Source organism: Methanobacterium formicicum DSM 3637, assembly GCF_000302455.1.
GTDB classification, from domain to species: Archaea; Methanobacteriota; Methanobacteria; order Methanobacteriales; family Methanobacteriaceae; genus Methanobacterium; species Methanobacterium formicicum_A.
Genome location: NZ_AMPO01000001.1, coordinates 422,243 through 444,564, shown reverse-complemented (window position 1 = coordinate 444,564; position 22,322 = coordinate 422,243). Strand labels below are relative to the sequence as shown.

Genomic DNA, 22,322 nt, shown 5'->3' with positions numbered 1-22,322 from the left:
TCTAAAAAAAACCAAATTTAGTGGATTTTATGAAAATTCTAAGATTCAAAAAGGATGGTAAGGAAAAAACAGGGGTTATGATAAATGGGGGGATGGTAGAAATACATCTTCCCCTGATTGAAGCATCCTGCTCCCCCTTTGATGATCTGGAAAGGAAGGAATTTTACTCATTGGATGAGGTTAAAATCCTCCCACCGGTTCAACCCAGTAAGGTGGTCTGTGTGGGCCTTAATTACCGGGACCATGCTGAAGAGTTGAACATGAACCTTCCTGAAGAGCCCATACTATTTTTAAAACCCCCAAGCACTGTAATAGGCCACGAGGATAAGATCATTTACCCCCATCAATCACACCAGGTAGACTATGAAGCTGAACTGGCAGTAGTAATTGGCCGAGAAGCCCGTTTTGTTAGTCAAGAGGATGCATTTGATTACATAGCAGGTTATACTATCCTAAATGATATTACTGCCCGTGATTTACAGCAAAAAGATGGTCAGTGGACCCGTGCCAAGAGTTTCGACACATTCTGTCCCTTGGGGCCCTGGGTGGAAACTGAACTGGACCCCTCTAATCAGAACATCTCCTTGAAACTAAACAATGAAGTTAAACAGAAATCCAACACTAAAAATATGATATTCCCTGTAGATGAACTGGTGGAATACATATCCAATATAATGACCCTTAATCCAGGGGATGTTATTGCCACTGGAACTCCACCTGGTGTGGGACCCATGAAGGTAGGGGATGTGGTTGAAGTGACAGTAGATGGAATTGGAACTTTAAAAAATGAAGTTACAGTTATTTAAAGAATTAAAATCATTTTAAGAGTTTATGAATTTTTATAACCTTTTAATCCTTTTTTTATATATTTTAAAATTTTCTTTTATTCCAGATTTTCCATAATAATATAAAAATAAAACAAAACGAAGAATACTACCTGAAAAATAAAAAAAACATTAAAATAATAAGCCTGAAAATAAAAGACCTGAGAATTAAAGACCTCGAAAATAAAAAGACCTGAAAATAAAAGCCTCTTAAAATAAAAAGGAGAATAAACCCAAAAAATATTATTAATTTCAATCTTAGTAAAGGATTTGGTAGGGTTTATTCAATGAATAAAAGGGGTTTATTCAATGAATAAAGCGGGTTTATATGGCAGAGCATTCCTGGCCTTATTCTGAGGATCGTAGTCTGGTTCGGGGTGGAGTATGATTTCAGCACCGGTTTCCCTGACCAGATAATCCTGTGCATCGTTTAAGAGCTGTTTTTCGTCCATCCACCCTACATAGTTTATTCGGGTCATTTCCCTGGCTATTTTCTGGGCGAATCCTGCCAGTTCCTTTTTATTATCATGGATATTGGCTTTAATGGCTTGCCCCATTATACGTCCAATATCCGGCTTTCCAACCTCACGGGCAATGTCGAAAACCTTCCATTTCCATTCTGGGGCCAGGTAAATGTGAACCTTCTCGGCCTGAGTCTGGGTTATCTTCTGAATCTCCTTAATATCCTCCACCAATCCCTGGATGATCTCTTCACCCTTGTGCACTTTCTCATTAATTAGATCTGGATCTGCTTCGGGCCATGGTGCTTCTGATACGAATCCCTGTCCTCCATGGCGGTTCCACAGCTCTTCACAGGCATGGGGTGTGAACGGGGCCATTAACCGTATCCATATTCCCAGGACGTAGGCTAGGACATTGGTTATTTCATCACGATCATCTTCTTTCTTCAGTGCAAGGTCTACCCGGTGCAGGTAATGGTCAATATCCTTCTTAAACAGGAACAAGGCTTCTTGGAGTGCTTTACGTGTCTGGAATCCTTCCAGTGCCTGGGTGGCATCACGGATGCGCTGGTTCACCTGGCTGATCATCCAGGCGTTTATGGCTTTATCAACTGGTGGAGCTTGGGTGTAGTTACTCAGCTGGATCTGTGAGCCGTGCAGTTCATCCACCATGGTTGCGAATCCTGAAAACCATTCTAAACGTTTTTTAGTTCCAATAACCTCTTTTTCTCTCCAGTCAAAGTCCTGCCATGGCTCTGCAGATGACATGAGGAATAATCTTACCACGTCTGCTCCGTGGATTTTGATGGCATCTTCCAGGAGGATGATGTTTCCCTTGGATGATGACATTTTATTTCCCTCCAGTAATCCCATTCCGAAGACCACCACTCCACGTGGTCTTTTTTCCTCAGGGTATATGGCTGTGTGGTGGAATATGTGGAATGAAAGGTGGTTTCCCACCAGGTCCTTGGCGGATAATCTCCAGTCAAGAGGATACCAGTAGTTGAATTCTTCCCTCATACCCGCTGGAATGTTGGTTTTAGTGGTTGGTTTGTCCAAGAATATGTGGTCGAAGAACTCTTCATCCAGTTCCTCTGGATCAATATCCTTCAGGTAGGGTGCTATGGCATAATAACTCATATAGATGGTGGAATCACTGAGTGGCTCGATTAACCACTGAGGGTCCCAGGGTAGGGGTGTTCCGAGACCTATTCTACGGGCGCAGGCCCAGTCATGGAGCCAGTTGAGGTAGTATTCGAAGTTGGGCCTTATCTCTGCAGGCACGGTTTTCATCTTCGAGAGAGTGTTCTGGGTGGCTTCGGTCCATTCTTCATCAGAGTACTTGAGGAACCACTGGTTGTCCAGGATTTTAACCACACACTCGGTACCGCAGCGGCAGATCACCGGTTTTTCAGAAAATTCGTACATTAATTCCCCTTTATCTGCTTCTAAGAGGGTTTCTTTAATTGCATCTCTGGCCTCCGGGACCCGTAAACCGGAATATCCAGTTACGTGTTCATCCATAACTCCCTTGGCGTGTTCCAGTTTGTACATTTCATTGGTGGCTTCCTTGAGTTTAGGGTCTTCCTGGCTTTTAACACCCATCTTCTCAATCATCTCCACTGCAGGGTGTTCTCCAAACTCTTTAAGGCGTATGAGTCCTATTGGCTGGATTTTCTCCACTTCACGAGCTATACCATATTTTTCCAGGGTCTCAGTATCCTTTTTAAGGTCAGCCAGGGCTATGTAATCTGCTGGTGCGTGTGCTGGTACGGAGTAAACCACCCCAGTAGCATAACCAGGATCTACGAATGAAGCAGGTAAAATTATGTGTTTTTCACCGGTTAACGGGTTTTCCACGTACTGTCCTATTAATCCTGGTGCATCGACTTGATCCACCAGTTCCAGGTCTGTTTTCTGGTTTAAAAGGTTTGTGTAAGCTTTTTTACTTACGATCCATTCTTCTCCAGCACTTTTGATCTTAACGTATTCTTCATCTGGATTTAACCATAGATTGGTGGCTCCGAAGAGGGTTTCTGGTCGGAAAGTAGCGGCGACCAGATAGGTTTCCCCCATTTTAAACTTGATGAGGGTCAATTCGTTGATGGTCACACCTTCTCCTTCAAGGAGGTCATGGTCTCCCACTGGATTCTCATCATCAGGACAGTACTTAACGGGATGTTCTCCTCTTCGCACCAGTTCTTTGTCTTTGAGTTTTTTAAACTGCCAGGTGATGAATTTCTGGTAGTGGGGATCGATGGTGGTGAATTCACGTCTCCAGTCTATGGAAAAACCCAGTTGACTCATCACCTGATGGTATTCCCCACTGAAGTATTTAACAATGTAATGAGGGTCTGTGAATTTATTAAGCTCTTCTTCAGGTACTTTGTGGATGTTTTTATATATATCGAGAGTCCAGGGGTCTCTTCTACTGATACGTTTGGCTATTCCGATAACTGGAGCCCCGGTTACGTGCCAACCCATGGGGAATAGCACGTTGTATCCCTGCATCCTTTTAAAACGAGCATAGACATCAGGTACAGTGTAGGTACGGCCGTGTCCCACGTGCATTGCTCCACTGGGGTATGGATAGGCCACGGTCAAGAAAAGTTTTTCACGATTATCAGGGTTTGATTGGAATAATTTTGATTTCTGCCATTTTTTCTGCCATTTCTCCTCAATTTTAATATCTGTCACTACATCACCGCCATGATCTGAGTTTAATTTGGTAAAAACTAATTTAATAATTTAATTAACACTAATTTCATCAATATTTAAGTTATATCTACAGATTGTATCGAATTAATTAATCAAATTAATATTAAATCTGTATTTGATTAAATCTAACAATTATTATATTAAATCTATAATTGAATTAAATCTGACAATTAAAGTTTTAATGCTTTTTTAGTGATTTATCCAGCCAATCCAGGTATTCACTGGATCCACTTTTGATCTGAATTTCCAGTGCACATGGTGTCTGGTAGCTGTGGATTTCTTTAACCCTATCTATAACTTTATCCACTGATTCTGAATGAGTCTTTAAAAGTAGGATTGATTCAACATCTTCCTCCAAATTTCCTTCCCACCAGTAAATAGATTCCATTTTAGGGATTATATTAGCACAGGCTACTAATTTATCTTCTAATAAGTTTCGTGCTATTTTTTTGGCTTCTTCTACTCCAGAAGCTGTGACATAAACCATAGAATACATTCAAAAACATCTCTTGTTTAACTTTCTCCCTCAACTGAATATGTTTCCTTTGAATATCTAATTTTAAAACTATTTAATGAAGTTCAATCATTATTACCTAACTGAACAACATTTAGCTCATTAATAAGTGTTTAAATAAATTTTATCTGATTATTGATGGCATGAGTGGCATTCTGGTTTTGTGTTCAGCTCTTCGCATCATTGCCTTGACCCTTATCACTTCATCCAGTTTTATATTAAGTTTTAAGGCCAGTTCATCCTCTTCCATTTCTTTTTCCGTCGTCAAGTATAGAATTTCATCTAAAAGTTCGTATTTAATTCCCAGATCATCCTCATCGGTCTGACCCTGCCATAAACCAGCAGTAGGGGCTTTATACAGAATACTGTCACTAACACCAAGATATTTAGCCACCCGGCGAACATCTGTTTTGTACAGTTCCCCTATAGGGAGTATATCCACTCCACCATCACCGTATTTGGTGAAATAGCCAATTAAAAGTTCAGTTCGGTTACCAGTACCAACCACCAAACGATTAAGGGCGTTAGCATGATAATAAAGAATTATCATCCTCATACGTGCCTTAAGATTTGCTCCGGCAAGTTTATAGTTTTCATTAGTCTCTGAACGGCTGCAAATATCTTGAACTGGTTCAATAAGTGGGTCGATTGGTATGATTTTATATTTTATCCCTATTTCCTCAGCCAAACTTACTGCATCATCGACATCTTCCTGATTGGTACTCTGACTGGGCAAAATCAATCCCAAAATTTTATCAGTATTCACAACCTGGGCACATAGTTTGGCAGTTGTAGCAGAATCCAAACCACCACTAAGACCTATAACCAGGCCCTGGGCATTTGATTCTATTAATGAACTTTCAATAAAATTTGATATGTCCCTTGAAACACGTTCTACATCTAAAACTGGTAAAATTCCATTATTGTCCACCATATCATACACCATGATTATTATTTAATCCAGATTGATCCATAACAAATTAATATCAAATTTAAATCCTGAATATGGCCTTTTCTAACCCCTTTCAAGGTACTTTATCCTTCTATCCCTCGAAGCCCATGGATTTTAAAAAACTCTACATTTTTAAAATATTCTCACTATTTTTATATTGGGGTCTTTATTAAATATGGATTTTTTGCATAATTTTTATATGCTCACAGAATTTAATAACATAATCTAATAAAAACTATTTAACTTGGAAAGATTGAGGTTTAGTATTGAAATTTATTTTAGGATTATAGCGATCTAGAATAAATAATGGAGGCACACAATAATGGCAATTAGAGACCTTTTCCATTTTAAAAAAGGAAAAACAACATTCGTGTTTATTGGAGGGAAAGGAGGAGTAGGTAAAACTACCATATCCGCAGCAACTGCACTATGGTTAGCTGATGAGGGTAAAAAAACCCTGGTAATCTCAACAGATCCAGCTCACTCACTTTCTGACTCCTTAGAAAGGAACCTGGGACATGACCCCACACCTATCGGTGAAAACCTGTGGGCTGCTGAAATCGACCCCGAAGTGGCAATGCAGGACTATCAGGTTAAGATGAAGGAACAGCAGGCCCTGAACCCTGGCATGGACATGGGTATGATGGAGGATCAGATGGAAATGGCTTCCATGGCCCCTGGAATCGACGAAGCAGCTGCTTTTGATAAATTTCTCCAGTACATGACCACTGATGAGTACGATATTGTGGTGTTCGACACTGCACCTACCGGTCACACCCTGAGACTGTTATCCTTCCCTGAAATGATGGATAGCTGGGTGGGAAAAATGATCAAAATCCGAAGACAGGTAGGTAGCATGGCCAAGGCCTTCAAGAACATCATGCCCTTCATGGGAGATGAAGAAGAAGAGGACCGTGCCATGGAAGACATGGAAGCCACTAAAAAACAGATCAAAGTGGCTAGGGAAGTTATGGCTGACCCGGAAAGAACATCCTTTAAGATGGTGGTCATCCCTGAGGAGATGTCTATCTACGAATCTGAAAGAGCAATGGAAGCCCTGCATAAGAATAACATGAACACAGATGCAGTTATAGTGAATCAGATCCAGCCTGAAGAGGCAGACTGTGAATTCTGCCGTGCTCGACGTAACATTCAACAAAAAAGAATGGAAAGTATCCGTCAAAAATTCGGTGGACAGGTAGTTGCCGAGATACCATTATTCCGTGAGGAAGTTAAGGGTACTGAAAAACTGCGAGAAGTTGGTAAGATTTTATACGGGGAGCCTGAAGTAGCTTCCTAAAATTTTACTTTATTATTTAAACTACAATTCTCTTTTTATTAATATCCCGTTGATTAATATCCCTAATTACCCTATTTCCCTTATTTTACATTTCACCTGATTATTCTTTAAGTTCACTTAATTACTCTTTTTTCCATTGATATTTCAATATTTAGGTGAAAAATTCAAAACTAGCTGAAAAGCTTCAACGCGTTCTTAACGAATCCTTCAAGCGCTTCATCATAGTTAAAAAAGCCCTGCTCATAATGTTTGGTTCTGCTGATCATGAATGTGTAAGAATATATGGAAAGCGCGAATGCCTTGTAATCTATTTCCCGACCAGGAAGGTTCTCTTCTAGATGTTTACCCACATATTTAACGAATTCTGCCCGCATAGGATCAATATTGTCAGTTTTTTGAGTGTTGGACAGGAAAATAAATTCGTAATTATCATCAGCAATTCTGGCCATATCAGTTATTAAGGTTCTTAAAAAAAACATTAGGAGAGTCAGAAACATTATCAGCAAGTGATTTAGCTAAATCTTCCTTAACTTTTGCTACATTCTGAGTTAAAACCTTGTTAAAAAGATTTTCTTTTGTTTTGAATTTTCTAAACAAAGTTAATTCACTGAAACCCGCTTTTTGTGCTATAAGTCTAGTTGTAGCACCCTTATATCCTTTTTCAGCAAATATTTCTAAAGCCACGTCTAAAAATTTCTGTTCTGTTTTACTGACCATGTTCACATGCAACCATTAAATCAACTTAAATCTAGTGAAATATTTCATTTGGAATTCATTGAGATCTTTTGAAAATTCAAGCTATATTGAAAATTCAAGTTATCTTACGTAATTTTCTATAGATATAATTCCAAAAAGGAGTTACAATAGAAATTTCAATTAGTACGTACTAAGCATATTTGGTTATACTCTGTTAAAAATTATACTCTTTCAAAATATATAGAGTTTCTGAACTTATGCACCAGCATTATCCAGTTATCTTTGTTTTTTAAGTAATTATTAAAGTTTAGTGTTAATATTCTCAATTCACTTTGTATCATCATTGCCTAGTGAATTTAAACCCCGGAAAATATGAAAAGATTAGTTTAGATTAATTTTAAAATCTAATTAAGAAACAGCACTGTTTACAGCTTGATAAGACAGATCAGCGGCTTTATTAAGGCATTCCTGAATATATTCATCATCATCTGTTTTTAACCACTGCTCCCATGCATTAGCACTCATCTGGTTATCTGCAGTTAATTCATTATCCCAGTTTCCTGTTTTATCAGTGATGTGTGGTTCTAGGAGCATGGCCTGTAACTCGCATTTGGTGTGTTCATAACCGGAATGACCACTCCCTGAATGGGGAGGGCATACACTATCTGAAATGTAATGGGTTGCCACCCCAAAACAGTAACTGGCCTGTTTATAATCTCCCTCCTGATAATATTCTCTGCCTTCCAGGAGCCAGTAATTGATTTTTTCCTCACTGGCAGGGTACCTGTGATATTCGTAGTCAAAAAACTTATAATCTGGATCATCGGCACCGTCAAGCATTTTTGAAAGGTCCAGGTTATTCTGTGCATCAGCAGGAAGAGAATAATATACTTCCTCGGCAATTTCATAATGATTGGGAGCTGCCCATGCAGATACTGGTTGAACTAACGCCAAAAATGCTGTTAAAGTGATAAAAATCATTACAAAGGGTTTTTTCATGGTTCCTCGAACATGGTTTTTTTAAAGTGAACATGGGAAATTTAAGATAAAATTGAGCCTTGAAAAACTGAGTTTAAAAATGTGTAGTGAGTACTCATATTTAAACGTATGTGATGAGTTGGATGGATGAGTTTATAAAAATCCATAAATCTACTTCATTCCTATTTCTTTAATATGTAAGACTAAAACTAAATTAAATTATATTAAATGAAATAAAATGATATTAAATTGAATATAATGTTCCATATGACTTATTCCAGGTGATATTAAAATGTATAAAAAATCATGCCCCATCCATTTCAGTAAAGTACCATCCTGGAAGAGATATTTGAGATTATTTTTAAGGTTAATAATTCTGATTAATGCACTTTACCAGATCATTCTGGGAGAAGTTTTTTTCGGTTTTTTAGCAATTTTAGCACTGGTAATACTGTTAACACCATGGTTTTTTACCAAAAACAGAATATGTGTGGTTCCCATCGATATTGAGATACTTTTTTTAATTGTAGTCTTCTTTGAGTTGATTATGGCCGATGCTTATAGTTTATACAGCCGGGTTCATTATTATGATAAATTCATGCATTTACTAGTATCCTTCATCATTGGACTGGTAGGAATGGTAATTATTTACACATTCTACGCCTTGGGAAAGCTTCAGGCCAGTACAGGAGTGATGTTTGCACTTATCGTTTTGATTACCATGGGCTTGGGAGCCGGTCTTGAAATGGCCGAATATTTCTATGATCAGGCCCTGTACCCTTTAATTGGACATTATTTGCCCACAGGACTCACCCAAGGGTCTATGGTAGCATCCCCCCTGGCCGACACCATAGAAGATTTGTTTGTGGACACCTTGGGAGGTATACTGGGGGCTGCTATAGGAATAATTCTGATCAAAAAAGAAGAAAAGGAAGGAAGAGAACTGGAAATGCTGGATGATTTGGAGACTCTGGCTTCAGGAAACGGAGAAAGAGAAGGAAAAGGAGAAAAAGAAGAATAAGCAACCAATATCCTTAAAGAATAACTAGGGGTCGTGGTAAAATAGATAATAAAAGAATCCTCAGTATTTTAGTGGCTTTTCTGGTGTTCGTAGCAATAGTATTAATTTTCAGACTTTTGGCTGATTTTACAGGAGAAAAATCTCCCACCGGACCTATTAAAATCTTTTCCTGGATCTGCGGTTCTGTAATTGCCTTTAAGATCTTTGAAATAATGTCGGATTAAAAATAGATTTAACTAAAAGTAGGCATGATTAAAAATAGATTTGATAATTTGATTAATAAAACAGGTTCAATTAAAATAAAAAAAGTTTTCCAAGCCATTGGAAACTGTTGGTGATTTAATGTTGATAAAATCCATTAAAAATTGTGAATATTTCCAGGTAGCCGATGAAACTGTTCTCTGTGAACTCCTGCATCCTAAAAATGAAAACATTGAAATGGGTTGCAGTGTGGCCCATGCCCTCCTTGAGAAGGGTAAGGCCTCCCTGCCTCATAAGCTGAACAGTTCTGTGGAGATTTATTACATCACTAAGGGTAGTGGGAAAATTCACATCAATGATGAATCTTCCAATGTGGAACCCGGTGAGATAATTTACATCCCGCCTGGATCTGTGCAATTCATTGAAAACATTGGTAAATCCAACTTAGAGTTTCTATGTGTTGTAACACCCCCATGGCAGGGAAAAGATGAAGAGTTGTGTGTAGATTGAGATTTTATTAGATAAAACTAAGTTTATTAGAATAAAATTAAGATTAATGGGTAAAACTAAGTTTAACTTGATGAAACTAAGTTTACTAGATGAAACTTAGATTTACTTTTAGATTAAGAGTTTATAATTAATTTAAGAGTATATTTAATTTACATATCTTATCTGTAAAATTACTAATCCTGCAAATTAAAAAGTTTCATAGATGATTACCACACAGAGATAAGTGAAATCCATAGCTGCTATTTCTTTTAAAGTTCCATTAACTATTCTCTCATCTGGGTAGCTGAGTCTTTCGCACACTGCAACTTTTCTATCCTGGTCAACACCATTTTCCAGGAGGAATTGCGCCAGTTTTTCCACCTTAAAGTCGGGTAAAACAATGGTTGGTTTTCCATTATCCATGAAATCCAGTATTATCTTGGAATTTCCTTTCCCATGAAGAGTGAGCAGGTTAACCTGATCCCAGGGTATTTGTAGTCTGGCAGCTGCAAGTTGCAGGGAACTAATTCCAGGAATTACCTCCAAGTCCAAGTCATCACGCAGTTTTAATATTGGATTGAGTACTCCTGAAAATCCCGGATCGCCTGTGGAGAGAATGGCCACGTTTTTACCTTCATCAACCAGATAAATTGATTTTTTCATCATTTCATCCATGTTCCGTGCCCTGAGAATAAGAGTTTGCCCCTCAAATCCTGGGAACAGATCCAGAGCCCTCTGACTCCCCACAAGCACATCAACCGATCCTGCCGTGTTTATGGCTGCTGCAGTTAAATAATCACTAGACCCCGGTCCGATCCCCACCAGATAAAGTTTTGACATGTTAATTACTCCTGTTTCTTTATTTAAAGTGCATGCTTTTGATAATGATTAATTTAAATCTTGAATTATGATTAATTAATGATTTGATTAAGGATGGTTAATTATTGGATTAATTAATTGATTAAATTTCCATTATCTAAATATTTTCCATTATCTAGAATAAATTGATATTGTTCATTATTGGATATTTCCCTAAAATCTTTAATAACCTGGGAGGTAAAAAGACTAGTAGTGATTTATTATGCTCCAGATTGCAGTTACCGGAAAGCCCAACGTGGGCAAATCATCTTTTTTCAACGCAGCAACCTTATCAGAAGTTGAAGTGGCAGGTTATCCATTCACCACCATCGATGTTAACAAGGCAGTGGCCCATGTGGTTAAACCATGCCCCTGCCGTGAATTAGAAGTTGAATGTAACCCTCGAAACTCACAGTGCAGGGATGGTCAGAGGCTGATCCCAGTGGAGTTACTGGATGTTGCTGGACTTGTTCCAGGAGCCCATGAAGGTCGCGGATTGGGTAACAAGTTCCTGGATGATCTACGCCAGGCCAGGGCATTCATCCACGTCATTGATGCCTCAGGATCCACTGATGAGGAAGGTAGACCCTGTGAGGCAGGATCACATGACCCTATGGAGGATGTTGATTTCCTGCAGCACGAAATAACCATGTGGCTCTTCGGAATCCTCAACAAGAACTGGAACAGGCTGGTTCGTAAGGCACTTTCTGAGAAACTGGATATTGCCAAGGTAATAGCAGAGCAGCTCAGTGGAGCCGGGATTCTGGTAGAAGATGTGCTGGAAGCCAAGAGAACTGTTACCAAGGAGTACAAGGACTGGGAAGACGACGATATCATAAACTTGCTCGATAATCTCCTTAAAATTGCCAAGCCAATGTTAATTGTGGCCAACAAGGCAGACCTGCCCCATGCAGAAGAGAACATAAAGAGGCTTCGGGAAAAATATGATAATGTGGTGCCTGCTTCAGCAGAGGCAGAACTGGCATTAACCAGAGCAGCAGAAGCCGGACTTATTAAATATATATCCGGAGAATCTGACTTTGAAATCCTCCAAAATGACAAACTGAGCACTCAGCAGATAAATGCCCTGGAATACATACGGGAAAATGTTCTCCAAAAGTACGGAGGTACTGGAGTGCAGGAAGCCCTGAACCAAGCCATATTCAGTCTGTTGAACATGATCGTGGTCTATCCTGTTGAAGATGAACACAAACTTTCTGATCAAAAAGGTAACGTGCTCCCCGATGCATTACTGATACCCAGTGGCTCCAAACCAAAGGATATGGCATTCCTCATCCATACTGATATTGGAGAAGGTTTCATGCATGCTATTGATGCCAGGAGTTGCCGTAGGGTGGCCAGTGACCATGAACTGGAAGATGGAGACATAATTAGCATAGTTACACGTTAAAAAGAAGTTTAACGGAAATTATGTTATCCCCCCCTTGTTTACAGGTTTTGAAATAGGAATCTAGTTTGAAGTAGCCCCCCTATCATTATTTTTAACCAGTTTATGCTTTTACCAGTTATTAGGGAATAGAAGGTTTTTTAAAGAGTTAAAAGTAAAAAATAGACGTATCTATAATTTCAAGAAAAAAAATAACAAATAACACTTTAATCTCTAATAAAAATAATGCGACGTCCGGGATTCGAACCCGGGTTGTAGGCTTGGGAAGCCCAAGTCTTAACCAGGCTGGACTAACGTCGCTAAGCAAGATTTCACTTATGATTTTCATTTCTTATTATTTTAAAATTTTTATGGTTTGAGTAATTTAATTCACACTGTAAATTACATTTAATGATCAAATACATAAACTGTTATAATAAATCTATGAACTGTTAAAATATATCTTAAAGTGCTAAAATAGCTTTTAACTGCTAAAATACTCTTAAACTGTAAAATAAATGTGTTTAAGTTATTAATTCTCGAAAATAAAGATTTCTAAATATATTATTATATTTTTTAACGTGACCGCGAATTTTTTTGGTTATTACCAGCAATACCCGCATCCAGACTTTTGGAAAGCTCACAGTACCCACCTGAAGAATGGAACTGATAAGCCTTACCCCCTGTTACATCAGGGGGAAGTATCATTTCCATGGATTTACGGACTTTAGTGGCAATTCCCAGTGCACTGGCATATACCAGGTATTTGTCCCATATTTCAATGGATTCAGGTGGTTGGTCCTTTATGAGGCTGAAATCCTGGATATATTTTGCAAAATTATGCCATTTTGCATCATATTCCTCACCATAAGTAGTCCACTGTCCAGCTATTTTTTGAGGCATTATAAATGAAACCAGGCCTACCATTAAAAGAATAAATGATGAATATGAGACATATCTGGCAGCAGGTAATGGATCCACCACTGCAGTAAATGCACCGACAATGCCTGTGACAATTGAGATTACTGCAAAAATTTTAAGGTATTTATCTCCTCTTTTTTGAAAAACACGAGACATGGCATCTTCATCTAAAAATTTGCTTATTAAATCATTCTTCCACCCGTTATAAACTTCCCTGAATGTTATGAATTCATCATCTTTCAGGCTTCCGGTATTTCCAGATATGACAATTCCACTGTTTAAATTCTTTTTAATGTCATCCAGATAGATTAAACCATCCTCTCCTTCAAAGTAACTGAACATGTTAATGATGTCACTTTCGAAAGTTTGAAGCTCGTTTAAATCTTTATCCTCATTAATTCGGAATGTAATAGATCGCAAATTAACATCAGCATTTTCAGGGGAGATATCATCCATGACCAGGTAGCCACGATATATTAAATCCATTATTGTTGCCCTGAAACCATCCATATCTGGTTCTCCCACTTCTTTACCCCACAAATTCCCAGATATGGCATTTACAATTGCAGGAGGATCATCAGTAGGAAGGTCCATTTCGTATTCATCGTTGTAATCAATTTCAGGATCTCTACCATAGATTAGGTAAATGATTAATGGAGTAAAACAAGCCAAAAGCAATAGTATTGCTATCATGGAATAAGCATTTGTTTTATAATTCACCAGGTCCTGGTATTCCTTCTGCATTTTATCTAATTCTGGTAAAATATCCTGATTGACTTTAACCACGTTGGGAGGATCTTCTGTGAATTGAGATTTAGGGATAACCATCATTAACTCCAAGCGGCCAGGGATGACATTTTTGCCGGTAAATTCCAGCGTATTCCCATCCCAGGTGGAATTTAAACTATTATCCTGAGATTTAAACACGTATTTCACTCCCTCACTCGATGCAAGATGTATCCTGGCATTTACCTGACCTACATCATCAGCCAATCCCCCATCCACCACATCATAGTGGAGTTGGGCCAGATCATTGTAAAATTTTACCAAATCTAAAAGATCGTATTCAATGATAACATCAACATCTCTACCAGAAATAGGGATTGTTTTAGATGGATTAGAGTATAAGTCAATAGTAATATGCTTGGAACTTGCTTTATCATTGATTGTGTAATTAGAATAAGCACCTGGAGTGGAAATTTTAAGCTTTTCAAGTTTAACCGGGTCTTTTATGGGGATATTCCTGTAAATTTCATTTGAAGTTCCACTGAATGAGTAGTGTAATGTTTCGGTAACATGAACAGTTCCATCATCCATCAGGAAAAGATCTATGCCTATAGAAGGAATTGAATAAGTTCTATCAACAGCAGAAGATGTTGTTATTCCTGTGAAAAGAAATAAAGATATTATAATTGTTATAATGCCCAAACAAAGTTTATTTTCCACCGGACCACCAGAATTTTATTAACCTATCAAAACCTGTTATTTATTAAGCCCTGATATTCAGTTCATATCCCAGTTTAATGGATTTATACGATTTTTTATGCATATAAATCCTATTTATACCTTAAATCATTGTTATTTCATGAATATACACGCGTGTTTAATTTTTATGTCTGTAAATTTCTTTGAACTGTAAAAATAAAAAAAGGGAGAGGTTTTTGATTAAAAAGCACCTCCTCCACCTCCAATATCTCCTCCACCAATATCCCCCACTCCTCCAAAATCACCAGATCCTGCAGAAGCTGTGGAAATACCATTGTCCAGGGATGAAGCAAGAAGGGCGTATCCCCCGTAATAATGGAACATGTAGATATCACTGCCTTCCAGTTGCTCGTTGGGCACATAGAGCTCCATTGCCTTTCTTACTGCTTCAGCTGCCCCTAATGCTGTGGCGTACACCAGGTACTTGTTCCAGATGGTAACCGACTCAGGAGGATATTCTTTTATGAGACTGAAATCCTGGATGTACTTCTTGAAGTTATGCCATTTGGCATCGTACTCTTCACCATAGGTGGTCCACTGGCCTGCGATCTTCTGGGGGAGAATAAGGGAAATGACAGATACCACTCCCAGGGCTATTGATGCAACTAATGCGAACTTAGCAGCAGGTAAAGAGTCTGTGATGGTTACAAAGAACACAATTGCAGCCACTATGATTCCAGCCACTCCGAAAATCTTTAAGTAGGTGTCTCCCTTCTTGATGAAGATCTTATCCATCTGGTCATCACTGAGGAATCTGTCCTTTATATCATCTTTCCAGTTGTTGTAGGTGTCTCGGAAGGATTTTGCAGTTTCCCGATCCGATAAATCCGCGGAGATCTGGTCCAGAGATATTAATCCATCCTGTTCGAATTCTCCCAGGAAGTTTAATATGTCCAGTTCAAATTCTTTGAGGGCTGATTTATCCTTTTCAGGGTTTATTTTAAGGAACATTGAATCATCTATCCCATAGCCCTGTTTTTCTGATGGTTCTTTTTCCATTAAAAGATATTTTCTGTCGATTAAGTCCATTATGGTGGCTTTAAATCCATCCATATCTGGTTCTCCTATTTTTTTGGAGAATCCTGGACCACAGATGGCATTTACCAGGGCCGGTGGATCATCGGTAGGAATATCCCGTTCGTATTCTGCCCGGTAATCTATTTTTGGCTCCCTTCCGTACCTGTAATAAATAATTAAAGGCACAAAGAGAGATAGGATCATTAATACTGCCAAAATTGAATATAACATGCTGTTAAAGTTCAGTTGATTTTGGTAAGCAGTTTGAATCTGTTCTATCTGATTTAAGGCGTCTTGATTTATGATTGTCCCGTTGGTGGGATTGGATGAGAATTGACTTTTAGGTAGAACCATCCTGATTTCGAAGTAATCACCTGAAGGAATACTTTCGCTGTTTACCTCCAGGGTGTTACCCTGCCAGCTGGAATTTTTAGCGTAGTATGGTGGATTCAACCAGTACTTCACACCATCACTGGAGGGGACATGGATTTTGGCATTAAGCTGTTCAATGGGCACATCCCATCCTTCACCCACCAGTTTATACTGTAATTGAACTATATCATTGTAAAACCGCAGCACATGAACTAAGTCATATTCAATGGTCACAGCCACATCTTTATTGGATATGGGATTGGTTTTTGCTGCATCGGAGTATAAATATATTTTAACCCGCTGGTTGGTACCTTGATCAATCACTTCCTGACTGGAATAAGCCCCCTGAGTTGAAACCTTCACATTTTCCAGAATTTGACCATTTTTTAATGGTATATCCCGGTATACTCCATTGTAGGTTCCTGAAAAGGAGTAATGAATGGTTTCTGTAACATGGATTGAACCATCATTTTGAAGGAACATATCCATATTGATGGAGGGTATTGAATAGCTCCTATCTTCTTCAGCACAAGCTGATCCCATAAATGAAAGTAGGAAAATGGATAGTGTAACTATTAAAAGAATAGAACGCTTTTTGTCCATTGTTAGTCCCCTATCCAAATATTAAAACTCAACTTTAGGGACTTCCCTTTTGGTTTCTTCTATTTCAAAGAACTCTGCTTCCTTGAAGTTAAAGGAGTTTGCTAAGAGATTGCTGGGAAACATCTGGCATTTGTTGTTGTACATCAACACTGTGTCATTGTAAAACTGTCTGGAGTATGCTATTTTATTTTCAGTTTCCTCTAACTGGCTTTGTAACTTTAAAAAGTTTTCATTGGCCTTCAGCTCGGGGTAATTCTCCGCCACTGCAAATAGACTTTTTAAGGTATCAGTTAACATGTTATTTGCTTCTGCAGTTTCTTGAACTGTTTTAGCATTCATTAACCCCGATCTTGCTTCAGTTACCTTTTCAAAGACGGTTTTTTCGTGTTTAGCATATCCCTTCACAGTTTCCACCAAGTTAGGTATGAGGTCAGCACGACGGTTCAGCTGAACATCAATCTGAGACCATGCATTTTTAACCCTGTTCCTAAGCTGAATCAGACTGTTATAAAGGTATACAAATACTATTACTACCAGAATTATGATAATTAATATTATTAGTTCGATTAGCATTCCATTCACCTGTTTAAATTCAAATATTCTCTATTCAAATTAATCCTATTTCAGATTATTCCTATTAATTCCTGTACAATTATCATTAATATAATTAGCTAAATCATAGTTTCAAAATATGCGTGGACCAATCCAAACCATGTAAAATCTAAAAAAAACATAGGAATAATCGTTATTTATAAAAATACCATAATAACAAATTAAACACTTTGAAAAGCCCATAAATGACCATTAATCCCTTGAAATTGTATGAAAATAATAGAATCACATTTATGCCACTTACATTAAATATTAATATGAACTTCAAGAAAAAAATTATGGATTAAATGTAAATTGAGAATTTTATCTGGTTTAAAATTAATGAAAATTCTATATGATTAAATTAATTGGTAATTGATGTTTATCTACTCAAACTTTCTGATCTTAAGATCATTGGAAAACACCCCACAGACAGAGGTAAGTTTCAAGTGTAAAAATGAAGATCAATGAACTCCCTCCTGAAGAAGTTTATGATGAATTAAAAACTTCTGAAACGGGATTAACCAATGTAAAGGCCAAAAAGAGGCTTGAAAAATATGGGCCCAATCAGATTGAGGAAGTTAAGAAAAAACCGGTTATTTTTAAGTTTTTAGCAAATCTTTACCAGCTTCTGGCATTATTACTCTGGGCAGCCAGTGGACTTGCTTTTTTAAGTGGTACACCCCAGTTAGGGTTTGCCATTATTGCAGTTATAATTATAAATGCAATTTTCAGTTTCTGGCAGGAGTACAAGGCAGAACAGGCCCTGGAAGCTTTAAAGAAGATACTTCCTTCCAGGGCCAAAGTAATCCGCGATAATGAGAAGAAAGAGGTATTATCCTCCCAGTTAGTTCCAGGGGATTTTTTAGTGCTGGACGAGGGGGACAACATCTCTGCCGATGCTCGGCTGGTGGAAACCAGTCAGATGAAAGTGGACAGTTCAACCCTTACTGGTGAGTCTAAACCGGTCCGTAAATTTGCCCATGAGGTTCCAGAAGCAGAACATGCCTTTGTAGAGATGGGTAACCTGGTATTTGCAGGGACCAGTGTGGCTTCTGGGTCTGGAAAGGCTGTGGTATTTGCCACTGGCCGAGAAACTGAGTTCAACCAGATAGCCAGTTTAACCCAGGAAGTGAGTCAGGAGCCCAGTCCCCTACAAAAGGAGCTGGCAAGGGTAACCCGTATCATAGCACTTATCGCCATACTACTGGGAGTAACCCTTTTTGCAGTGAACCTGTGGGTGGTTAAACTTCCATTACAAGTTGCTTTCATTTTTGCTATTGGACTTACAGTTGCCAATGTCCCTGAAGGACTGCTACCAACAGTTACACTGGCACTGGCTGCCTCGGTGCAGAAGATGGTCCGGAAGAATGCCCTTATAAAACGTTTGTCCAGTGTGGAAACCCTGGGATCAACCAATATCATCTGCACCGACAAGACAGGAACCATAACCCAAAATGAGATGACTGTACGTAAAGTCTGGCTTCCCTGTGAGATCATTGAGGTTACAGGTGCAGGTTACTCTCCAGAGGGAGAATTTCTACATAAAGGATCACCAATTGATCATCGAGAAATCCGGGAACTCAAGTTACTCTTAAGATCAGCAACCTTCTGTAATGATTCCAAACTTATTGAAGCTGAAACCCCGCAAGATAAATGGAAAATAATTGGCGACCCCACTGAAGCTTCCCTCCTGGTAGCTGCCCGGAAAAATGGTTTCAACTGGGAAGAAGAGATAGAAAAGAATCCACGAATATTAGAACTTCCCTTTGATTCCCAGCGGAAATCCATGACCAGCATCCACCAGGAAAACCATGGACAGGTGGCCTATGTTAAAGGTGCTCCTAAAAAAATCATCAGCCTTTCCCCCATGATCTCTGATGATGGTGTTGTAAGACCCTTCACTGATGAGGAAAAGGTGAAAGTGATTAAGATCCATGATAAACTGGCGGCTTCTGGGTTGCGTATACTGGCCATGGCATATCGTGACTTACCCCCTGATTTTGATGATTACCAGACCGAGAATGTTGAACGAGATCTGGTATTTCTGGGTATGATGGCCATGCAGGATCCTCCACGTCCAGAAGTGAAACCTGCTGTTGGTGACTGCCATAAAGCTGGTATACGTATTATTATGATTACCGGTGACTATGGTTTGACAGCTCAGGCCATAGCCAAGGAAGTAGGAATAGTGAGTGAGGATTGTCGCATTGTTAAGGGTAATGAACTTGACCAGATGAGTGATGAAGAAGTGAAGGAAGTTCTGAAGGGAGAATGCAACGTTATTTTTGCAAGGGCCGTGCCCGAGCACAAGATGCGTATTGCCAGCATCCTGGAGAGTATGGATGAAATTGTGGCCATGACTGGTGATGGGGTTAACGATGCCCCTGCCCTCCGTAAAGCAGACATAGGTGTGGCTATGGGCATTACTGGCACTGATGTTGCTAAAGAAGCCGCAGATATGATTTTAACCGATGATAACTTCGCTACCATTGTGGAAGCCATTAAAGAAGGTCGTACCATCTACGAAAACATTCGTAAATTCATCACCTACATTTTCTCCCACGAAACCGCCGAAATCGTCCCTTTTGTTATGATGGTTCTTTTCAGGATCCCTCTACCAATTACAGTTATGCAGATCCTGGCCATTGATCTGGGAACAGATACTGTGCCTGCCCTGGCCCTGGGGGTCGGCCCTTCTGAGTCAGATGTGATGAACAGACCCCCACGTCCACGTAAAGAACGCCTCCTGAACTTTGGAGTTATATTCAGAGGTTATATTTTTTTAGGGATAATTGAAGCTGCCTTGGTGATGTCTGGCTTTTTCTGGGTCTTACTAAGCAGCGGATGGACCTGGGGCCAGCAGCTTTCATTCACTGATCCGGTTTACTTGAAGGCAACCAGTATGGTTTTTGCAGGAATTGTTCTGGCCCAGATGGGCAACCTCCTGGGCTGTCAGACCAACAGAACCTCGGTACTGGAAGTGGGAATCTTTAAAAACAGGTGGATTATAAGGGGGATTGCATTCTCAGTGGCAGTGCTCCTGGCCATTATTTACATTCCACCATTGCAGGGAATATTCGGCACCATCGCCCTTGGACTTTATGAATGGCTATATTTACTCACATTTGTGCCCATAATGTTCCTGGCAGATGAACTTCGCAAGTACATGGTTCGAAAAAACAGGACCATCCCATAAAAAGCCTTTAAGCCCAGAATATACTCAATCAATCATCAAACAGCTCATTTGTAAGAGTGATTATCACGTTAGTAATATGAGAATACCCCATGATGAGAATACCCCATGATGAGAATACTTCATGATAAATCATATTAAATAGAAATAAAAAAACGAATTACAACAACATAATATTTTCAAATTTGAAATGCTAAAAGGAGGAATAAAAGTGAAATGGCAAATTATAATGTTTTCATTAATAGTTTTTATTTCTATGTCATTTTCGGCGGTTTGGGCAAATGAAAATCCTGCAGGAGAATCTAATTCTCAGATAAGCACATCAAGTGCCGCCAGTATCACCCCATTAATGAAAAGTAGCAGTAGTAAAAGTAGCAGTTCCAGCTCTTCCAGTAAAACTAAAGTAAAAGATGGAGATGATGATGAGGATAACACTACTGATGATTCCAGTGGGGGGTTCCCATGGTGGCTGATCATTATTATAGTAGTAATCATTCTGGGAGTAATAGGATTGATAATCTGGTATCTTTTCCTTCGATAGGAACCATTTCCTCGCTTACTGAGGAAAGCATGATATTAAAGTAAGAATTGGAGGCCCAAATGTTTGTAATTTTAAGGGTACTCAGGAAAAGCTTACCTATGGTTGCTAAACAGAGATTGACCTGGATTTTAATCCTGGTTCTCTGTATAATTGCCTATGGAACTATTGGGTTTCACTTCATTGAAGGACAATCATGGATCGTGTCTTTTTACTGGACCTTCGTAACCATAGGAACAGTCGGATATGGAGATTACAGTCCTAAAAGCCCTTTAGGAATGTTTTTCACCATCAGCCTAATTATTTTAGGTATTGGAACCTTTGCCCTGGCAGTAGAGTCCCTGGTAAACCTAATCTTCAAAAGACAACAAATGAAACTTATGGGGCTGATAAACGTGGAAAGATCAAAACACGTGGTTATATGTGGATGGACCGAAAGTACAGTGGAATGCATTAAGGAAATTGGGAAAACAGCAGAAATTTTCGTTCTTGATGAAAATGAACAGGTGCAGAAAAATGCCCTAAAAAATGGTGCTAACTTCGTTCATGGGGATCCCACTCGCATCAAAGACCTGGAGAAGGCTAATGTTAAAGGAGCTCAGGCAGTTATTGTAGATATGGAATCTGATTCTAGAACCATCCATGCCATCCTGAGCATACGTAAAGTAGACAAGAAGGTTAGAGTGGTAGCTGAAGTCCAGCGTTATGAAAATATTGAACAGATTAAGCTGGCTGGTGCCAACCAGGTAGTCTCACCCTTCGTAATATCCGGACGTCTCATGCATAAAAGTATCGACGATGGATACGAGGCCATGTTCGTTCAGGATGTTCTGGCAGAACACACCAGCAGAGAAATGAGGGAAGTTAAAATCAACCCTGAAAGCCAATTCAACGGTTTAAGTCTTTTAGAGGCTGATATTCACGAAAGAACTGGAGTAGTGGTTGTTGGAGTGGGCCGTGACGGAGACCTTATCATTGATCCACCACGTGATTACATCCTAAAAACTGGAGATGTAATTCTGGGCATTGGAAAAGTGGAAGAGTTCGAAAAACTGGAAAACATTAAGTTAACCTGATACATGAATCCAATTTAAAATAAAGAATCAAAATTAAATTAGAGTGAATTCAAGTTAAAGAATGAATAAGTTAAAAAGGGATTCAAGCTAAAGAAATGATTAAAGTTAAAAAGTGAATTCAAGC

At 38.9% G+C, this 22,322-nt stretch carries 19 protein-coding genes and 1 tRNA gene; 9 read left to right on the top strand and 11 right to left on the bottom strand.

The genetic code is table 11. The features are described 5' to 3' along the window. Positions 1–29: 29 nt before the first annotated feature. Positions 30–806, top strand: a complete 777-nt coding sequence (locus A994_RS02100; protein ID WP_004029608.1) for a fumarylacetoacetate hydrolase family protein — start codon at positions 30–32, stop codon at positions 804–806. 320 nt (positions 807–1,126) lie between these two features. On the opposite strand, the gene leuS is transcribed toward A994_RS02100, so the two are convergent. The 3 genes from leuS to A994_RS02085 all read right to left on the bottom strand — a co-directional run bounded on the left by leuS (position 1,127) and on the right by A994_RS02085 (position 5,451). Further along, positions 1,127–3,982, bottom strand: a complete 2,856-nt coding sequence (gene leuS / locus A994_RS02095; RefSeq protein WP_004029607.1) for a leucine--tRNA ligase — start codon at positions 3,980–3,982, stop codon at positions 1,127–1,129. A gap of 199 nt (positions 3,983–4,181) precedes the next feature. Then, complete coding sequence (gene cutA, locus A994_RS02090) at positions 4,182–4,499, bottom strand: divalent-cation tolerance protein CutA (protein ID WP_004029606.1); 318 nt, start codon at positions 4,497–4,499, stop codon at positions 4,182–4,184. A 142-nt stretch (positions 4,500–4,641) separates the two neighbouring features. Beyond that, the gene (locus A994_RS02085; RefSeq protein ID WP_004029605.1) at positions 4,642–5,451 is read right to left on the bottom strand and encodes an NAD+ synthase; all 810 of its coding nucleotides are present in this window, start codon (positions 5,449–5,451) and stop codon (positions 4,642–4,644) included. Between the two features lie 340 nt (positions 5,452–5,791). Between A994_RS02085 and A994_RS02080 the strand changes: the two genes are divergently transcribed. Further along, positions 5,792–6,769 carry a TRC40/GET3/ArsA family transport-energizing ATPase gene (locus A994_RS02080; protein WP_004029604.1) on the top strand — a complete coding sequence of 326 codons (978 nt, stop codon included), beginning with the start codon at positions 5,792–5,794 and terminating at the stop codon, positions 6,767–6,769. A gap of 170 nt (positions 6,770–6,939) precedes the next feature. Here the strand turns inward: A994_RS02080 and A994_RS02075 are convergent, their stop codons facing one another. From A994_RS02075 to A994_RS02065, 3 genes are all read right to left on the bottom strand, one after another. Continuing rightward, a complete protein-coding gene (locus A994_RS02075) occupies positions 6,940–7,248 on the bottom strand; it encodes a hypothetical protein (RefSeq protein ID WP_004029603.1) in 309 nt (102 codons plus the stop codon). Beyond that, positions 7,220–7,486: a TetR/AcrR family transcriptional regulator gene (locus tag A994_RS02070; RefSeq protein ID WP_004029602.1), complete on the bottom strand. Its 267-nt coding sequence runs from the start codon at positions 7,484–7,486 to the stop codon at positions 7,220–7,222. The genes A994_RS02075 and A994_RS02070 overlap by 29 nt, the downstream gene beginning before the upstream one ends. A gap of 387 nt (positions 7,487–7,873) precedes the next feature. After that, complete coding sequence (locus A994_RS02065; protein WP_004029601.1) at positions 7,874–8,464, bottom strand: zinc dependent phospholipase C family protein; 591 nt, start codon at positions 8,462–8,464, stop codon at positions 7,874–7,876. Between the two features lie 271 nt (positions 8,465–8,735). On the opposite strand from A994_RS02065, the gene A994_RS02060 reads away from it, so the two are divergent. The 3 genes from A994_RS02060 to A994_RS02055 all read left to right on the top strand — a co-directional run bounded on the left by A994_RS02060 (position 8,736) and on the right by A994_RS02055 (position 10,175). Next, the gene (locus A994_RS02060; RefSeq protein WP_004029600.1) at positions 8,736–9,464 is read left to right on the top strand and encodes a hypothetical protein; all 729 of its coding nucleotides are present in this window, start codon (positions 8,736–8,738) and stop codon (positions 9,462–9,464) included. A gap of 83 nt (positions 9,465–9,547) precedes the next feature. Further along, positions 9,548–9,688, top strand: a complete 141-nt coding sequence (locus tag A994_RS13215; RefSeq protein ID WP_157787246.1) for a hypothetical protein — start codon at positions 9,548–9,550, stop codon at positions 9,686–9,688. A 118-nt stretch (positions 9,689–9,806) separates the two neighbouring features. Next, positions 9,807–10,175: a cupin domain-containing protein gene (locus tag A994_RS02055; protein WP_048203995.1), complete on the top strand. Its 369-nt coding sequence runs from the start codon at positions 9,807–9,809 to the stop codon at positions 10,173–10,175. A gap of 186 nt (positions 10,176–10,361) precedes the next feature. Here A994_RS02055 and cbiE read toward each other — a convergent pair whose 3' ends face one another. Further along, positions 10,362–10,994, bottom strand: coding sequence for a precorrin-6y C5,15-methyltransferase (decarboxylating) subunit CbiE (gene cbiE, locus A994_RS02050; protein ID WP_004029598.1), 633 nt, complete (start codon positions 10,992–10,994; stop codon positions 10,362–10,364). A 241-nt stretch (positions 10,995–11,235) separates the two neighbouring features. Between cbiE and A994_RS02045 the strand changes: the two genes are divergently transcribed. Beyond that, a complete protein-coding gene (locus A994_RS02045; protein WP_004029597.1) occupies positions 11,236–12,423 on the top strand; it encodes a redox-regulated ATPase YchF in 1,188 nt (395 codons plus the stop codon). Between the two features lie 223 nt (positions 12,424–12,646). Here the strand turns inward: A994_RS02045 and A994_RS02040 are convergent. The 4 genes from A994_RS02040 to A994_RS02025 all read right to left on the bottom strand — a co-directional run bounded on the left by A994_RS02040 (position 12,647) and on the right by A994_RS02025 (position 17,370). Next, positions 12,647–12,720, bottom strand: a tRNA-Gly gene (locus tag A994_RS02040). 255 nt (positions 12,721–12,975) lie between these two features. Beyond that, the gene (locus A994_RS02035) at positions 12,976–14,766 is read right to left on the bottom strand and encodes a DUF2207 domain-containing protein (protein WP_237739678.1); all 1,791 of its coding nucleotides are present in this window, start codon (positions 14,764–14,766) and stop codon (positions 12,976–12,978) included. A gap of 219 nt (positions 14,767–14,985) precedes the next feature. Further along, positions 14,986–16,797 carry a DUF2207 domain-containing protein gene (locus A994_RS02030; protein ID WP_004029595.1) on the bottom strand — a complete coding sequence of 604 codons (1,812 nt, stop codon included), beginning with the start codon at positions 16,795–16,797 and terminating at the stop codon, positions 14,986–14,988. 21 nt (positions 16,798–16,818) lie between these two features. Then, the gene (locus A994_RS02025; RefSeq protein WP_004029594.1) at positions 16,819–17,370 is read right to left on the bottom strand and encodes a LemA family protein; all 552 of its coding nucleotides are present in this window, start codon (positions 17,368–17,370) and stop codon (positions 16,819–16,821) included. Between the two features lie 475 nt (positions 17,371–17,845). Between A994_RS02025 and A994_RS02020 the strand changes: the two genes are divergently transcribed. The 3 genes from A994_RS02020 to A994_RS02010 all read left to right on the top strand — a co-directional run bounded on the left by A994_RS02020 (position 17,846) and on the right by A994_RS02010 (position 22,198). Continuing rightward, positions 17,846–20,587, top strand: coding sequence for a cation-translocating P-type ATPase (locus A994_RS02020; RefSeq protein WP_004029593.1), 2,742 nt, complete (start codon positions 17,846–17,848; stop codon positions 20,585–20,587). A gap of 208 nt (positions 20,588–20,795) precedes the next feature. Beyond that, entirely contained in the window at positions 20,796–21,125 is a 330-nt protein-coding gene (locus A994_RS02015; RefSeq protein WP_004029592.1) for a hypothetical protein, read from the top strand. Positions 21,126–21,184: 59 nt separating this feature from the next. Further along, on the top strand, positions 21,185–22,198 hold the full coding sequence (locus A994_RS02010; RefSeq protein ID WP_004029591.1) for a potassium channel family protein: 1,014 nt from the start codon (positions 21,185–21,187) through the stop codon (positions 22,196–22,198). Positions 22,199–22,322 lie beyond the last annotated feature (124 nt).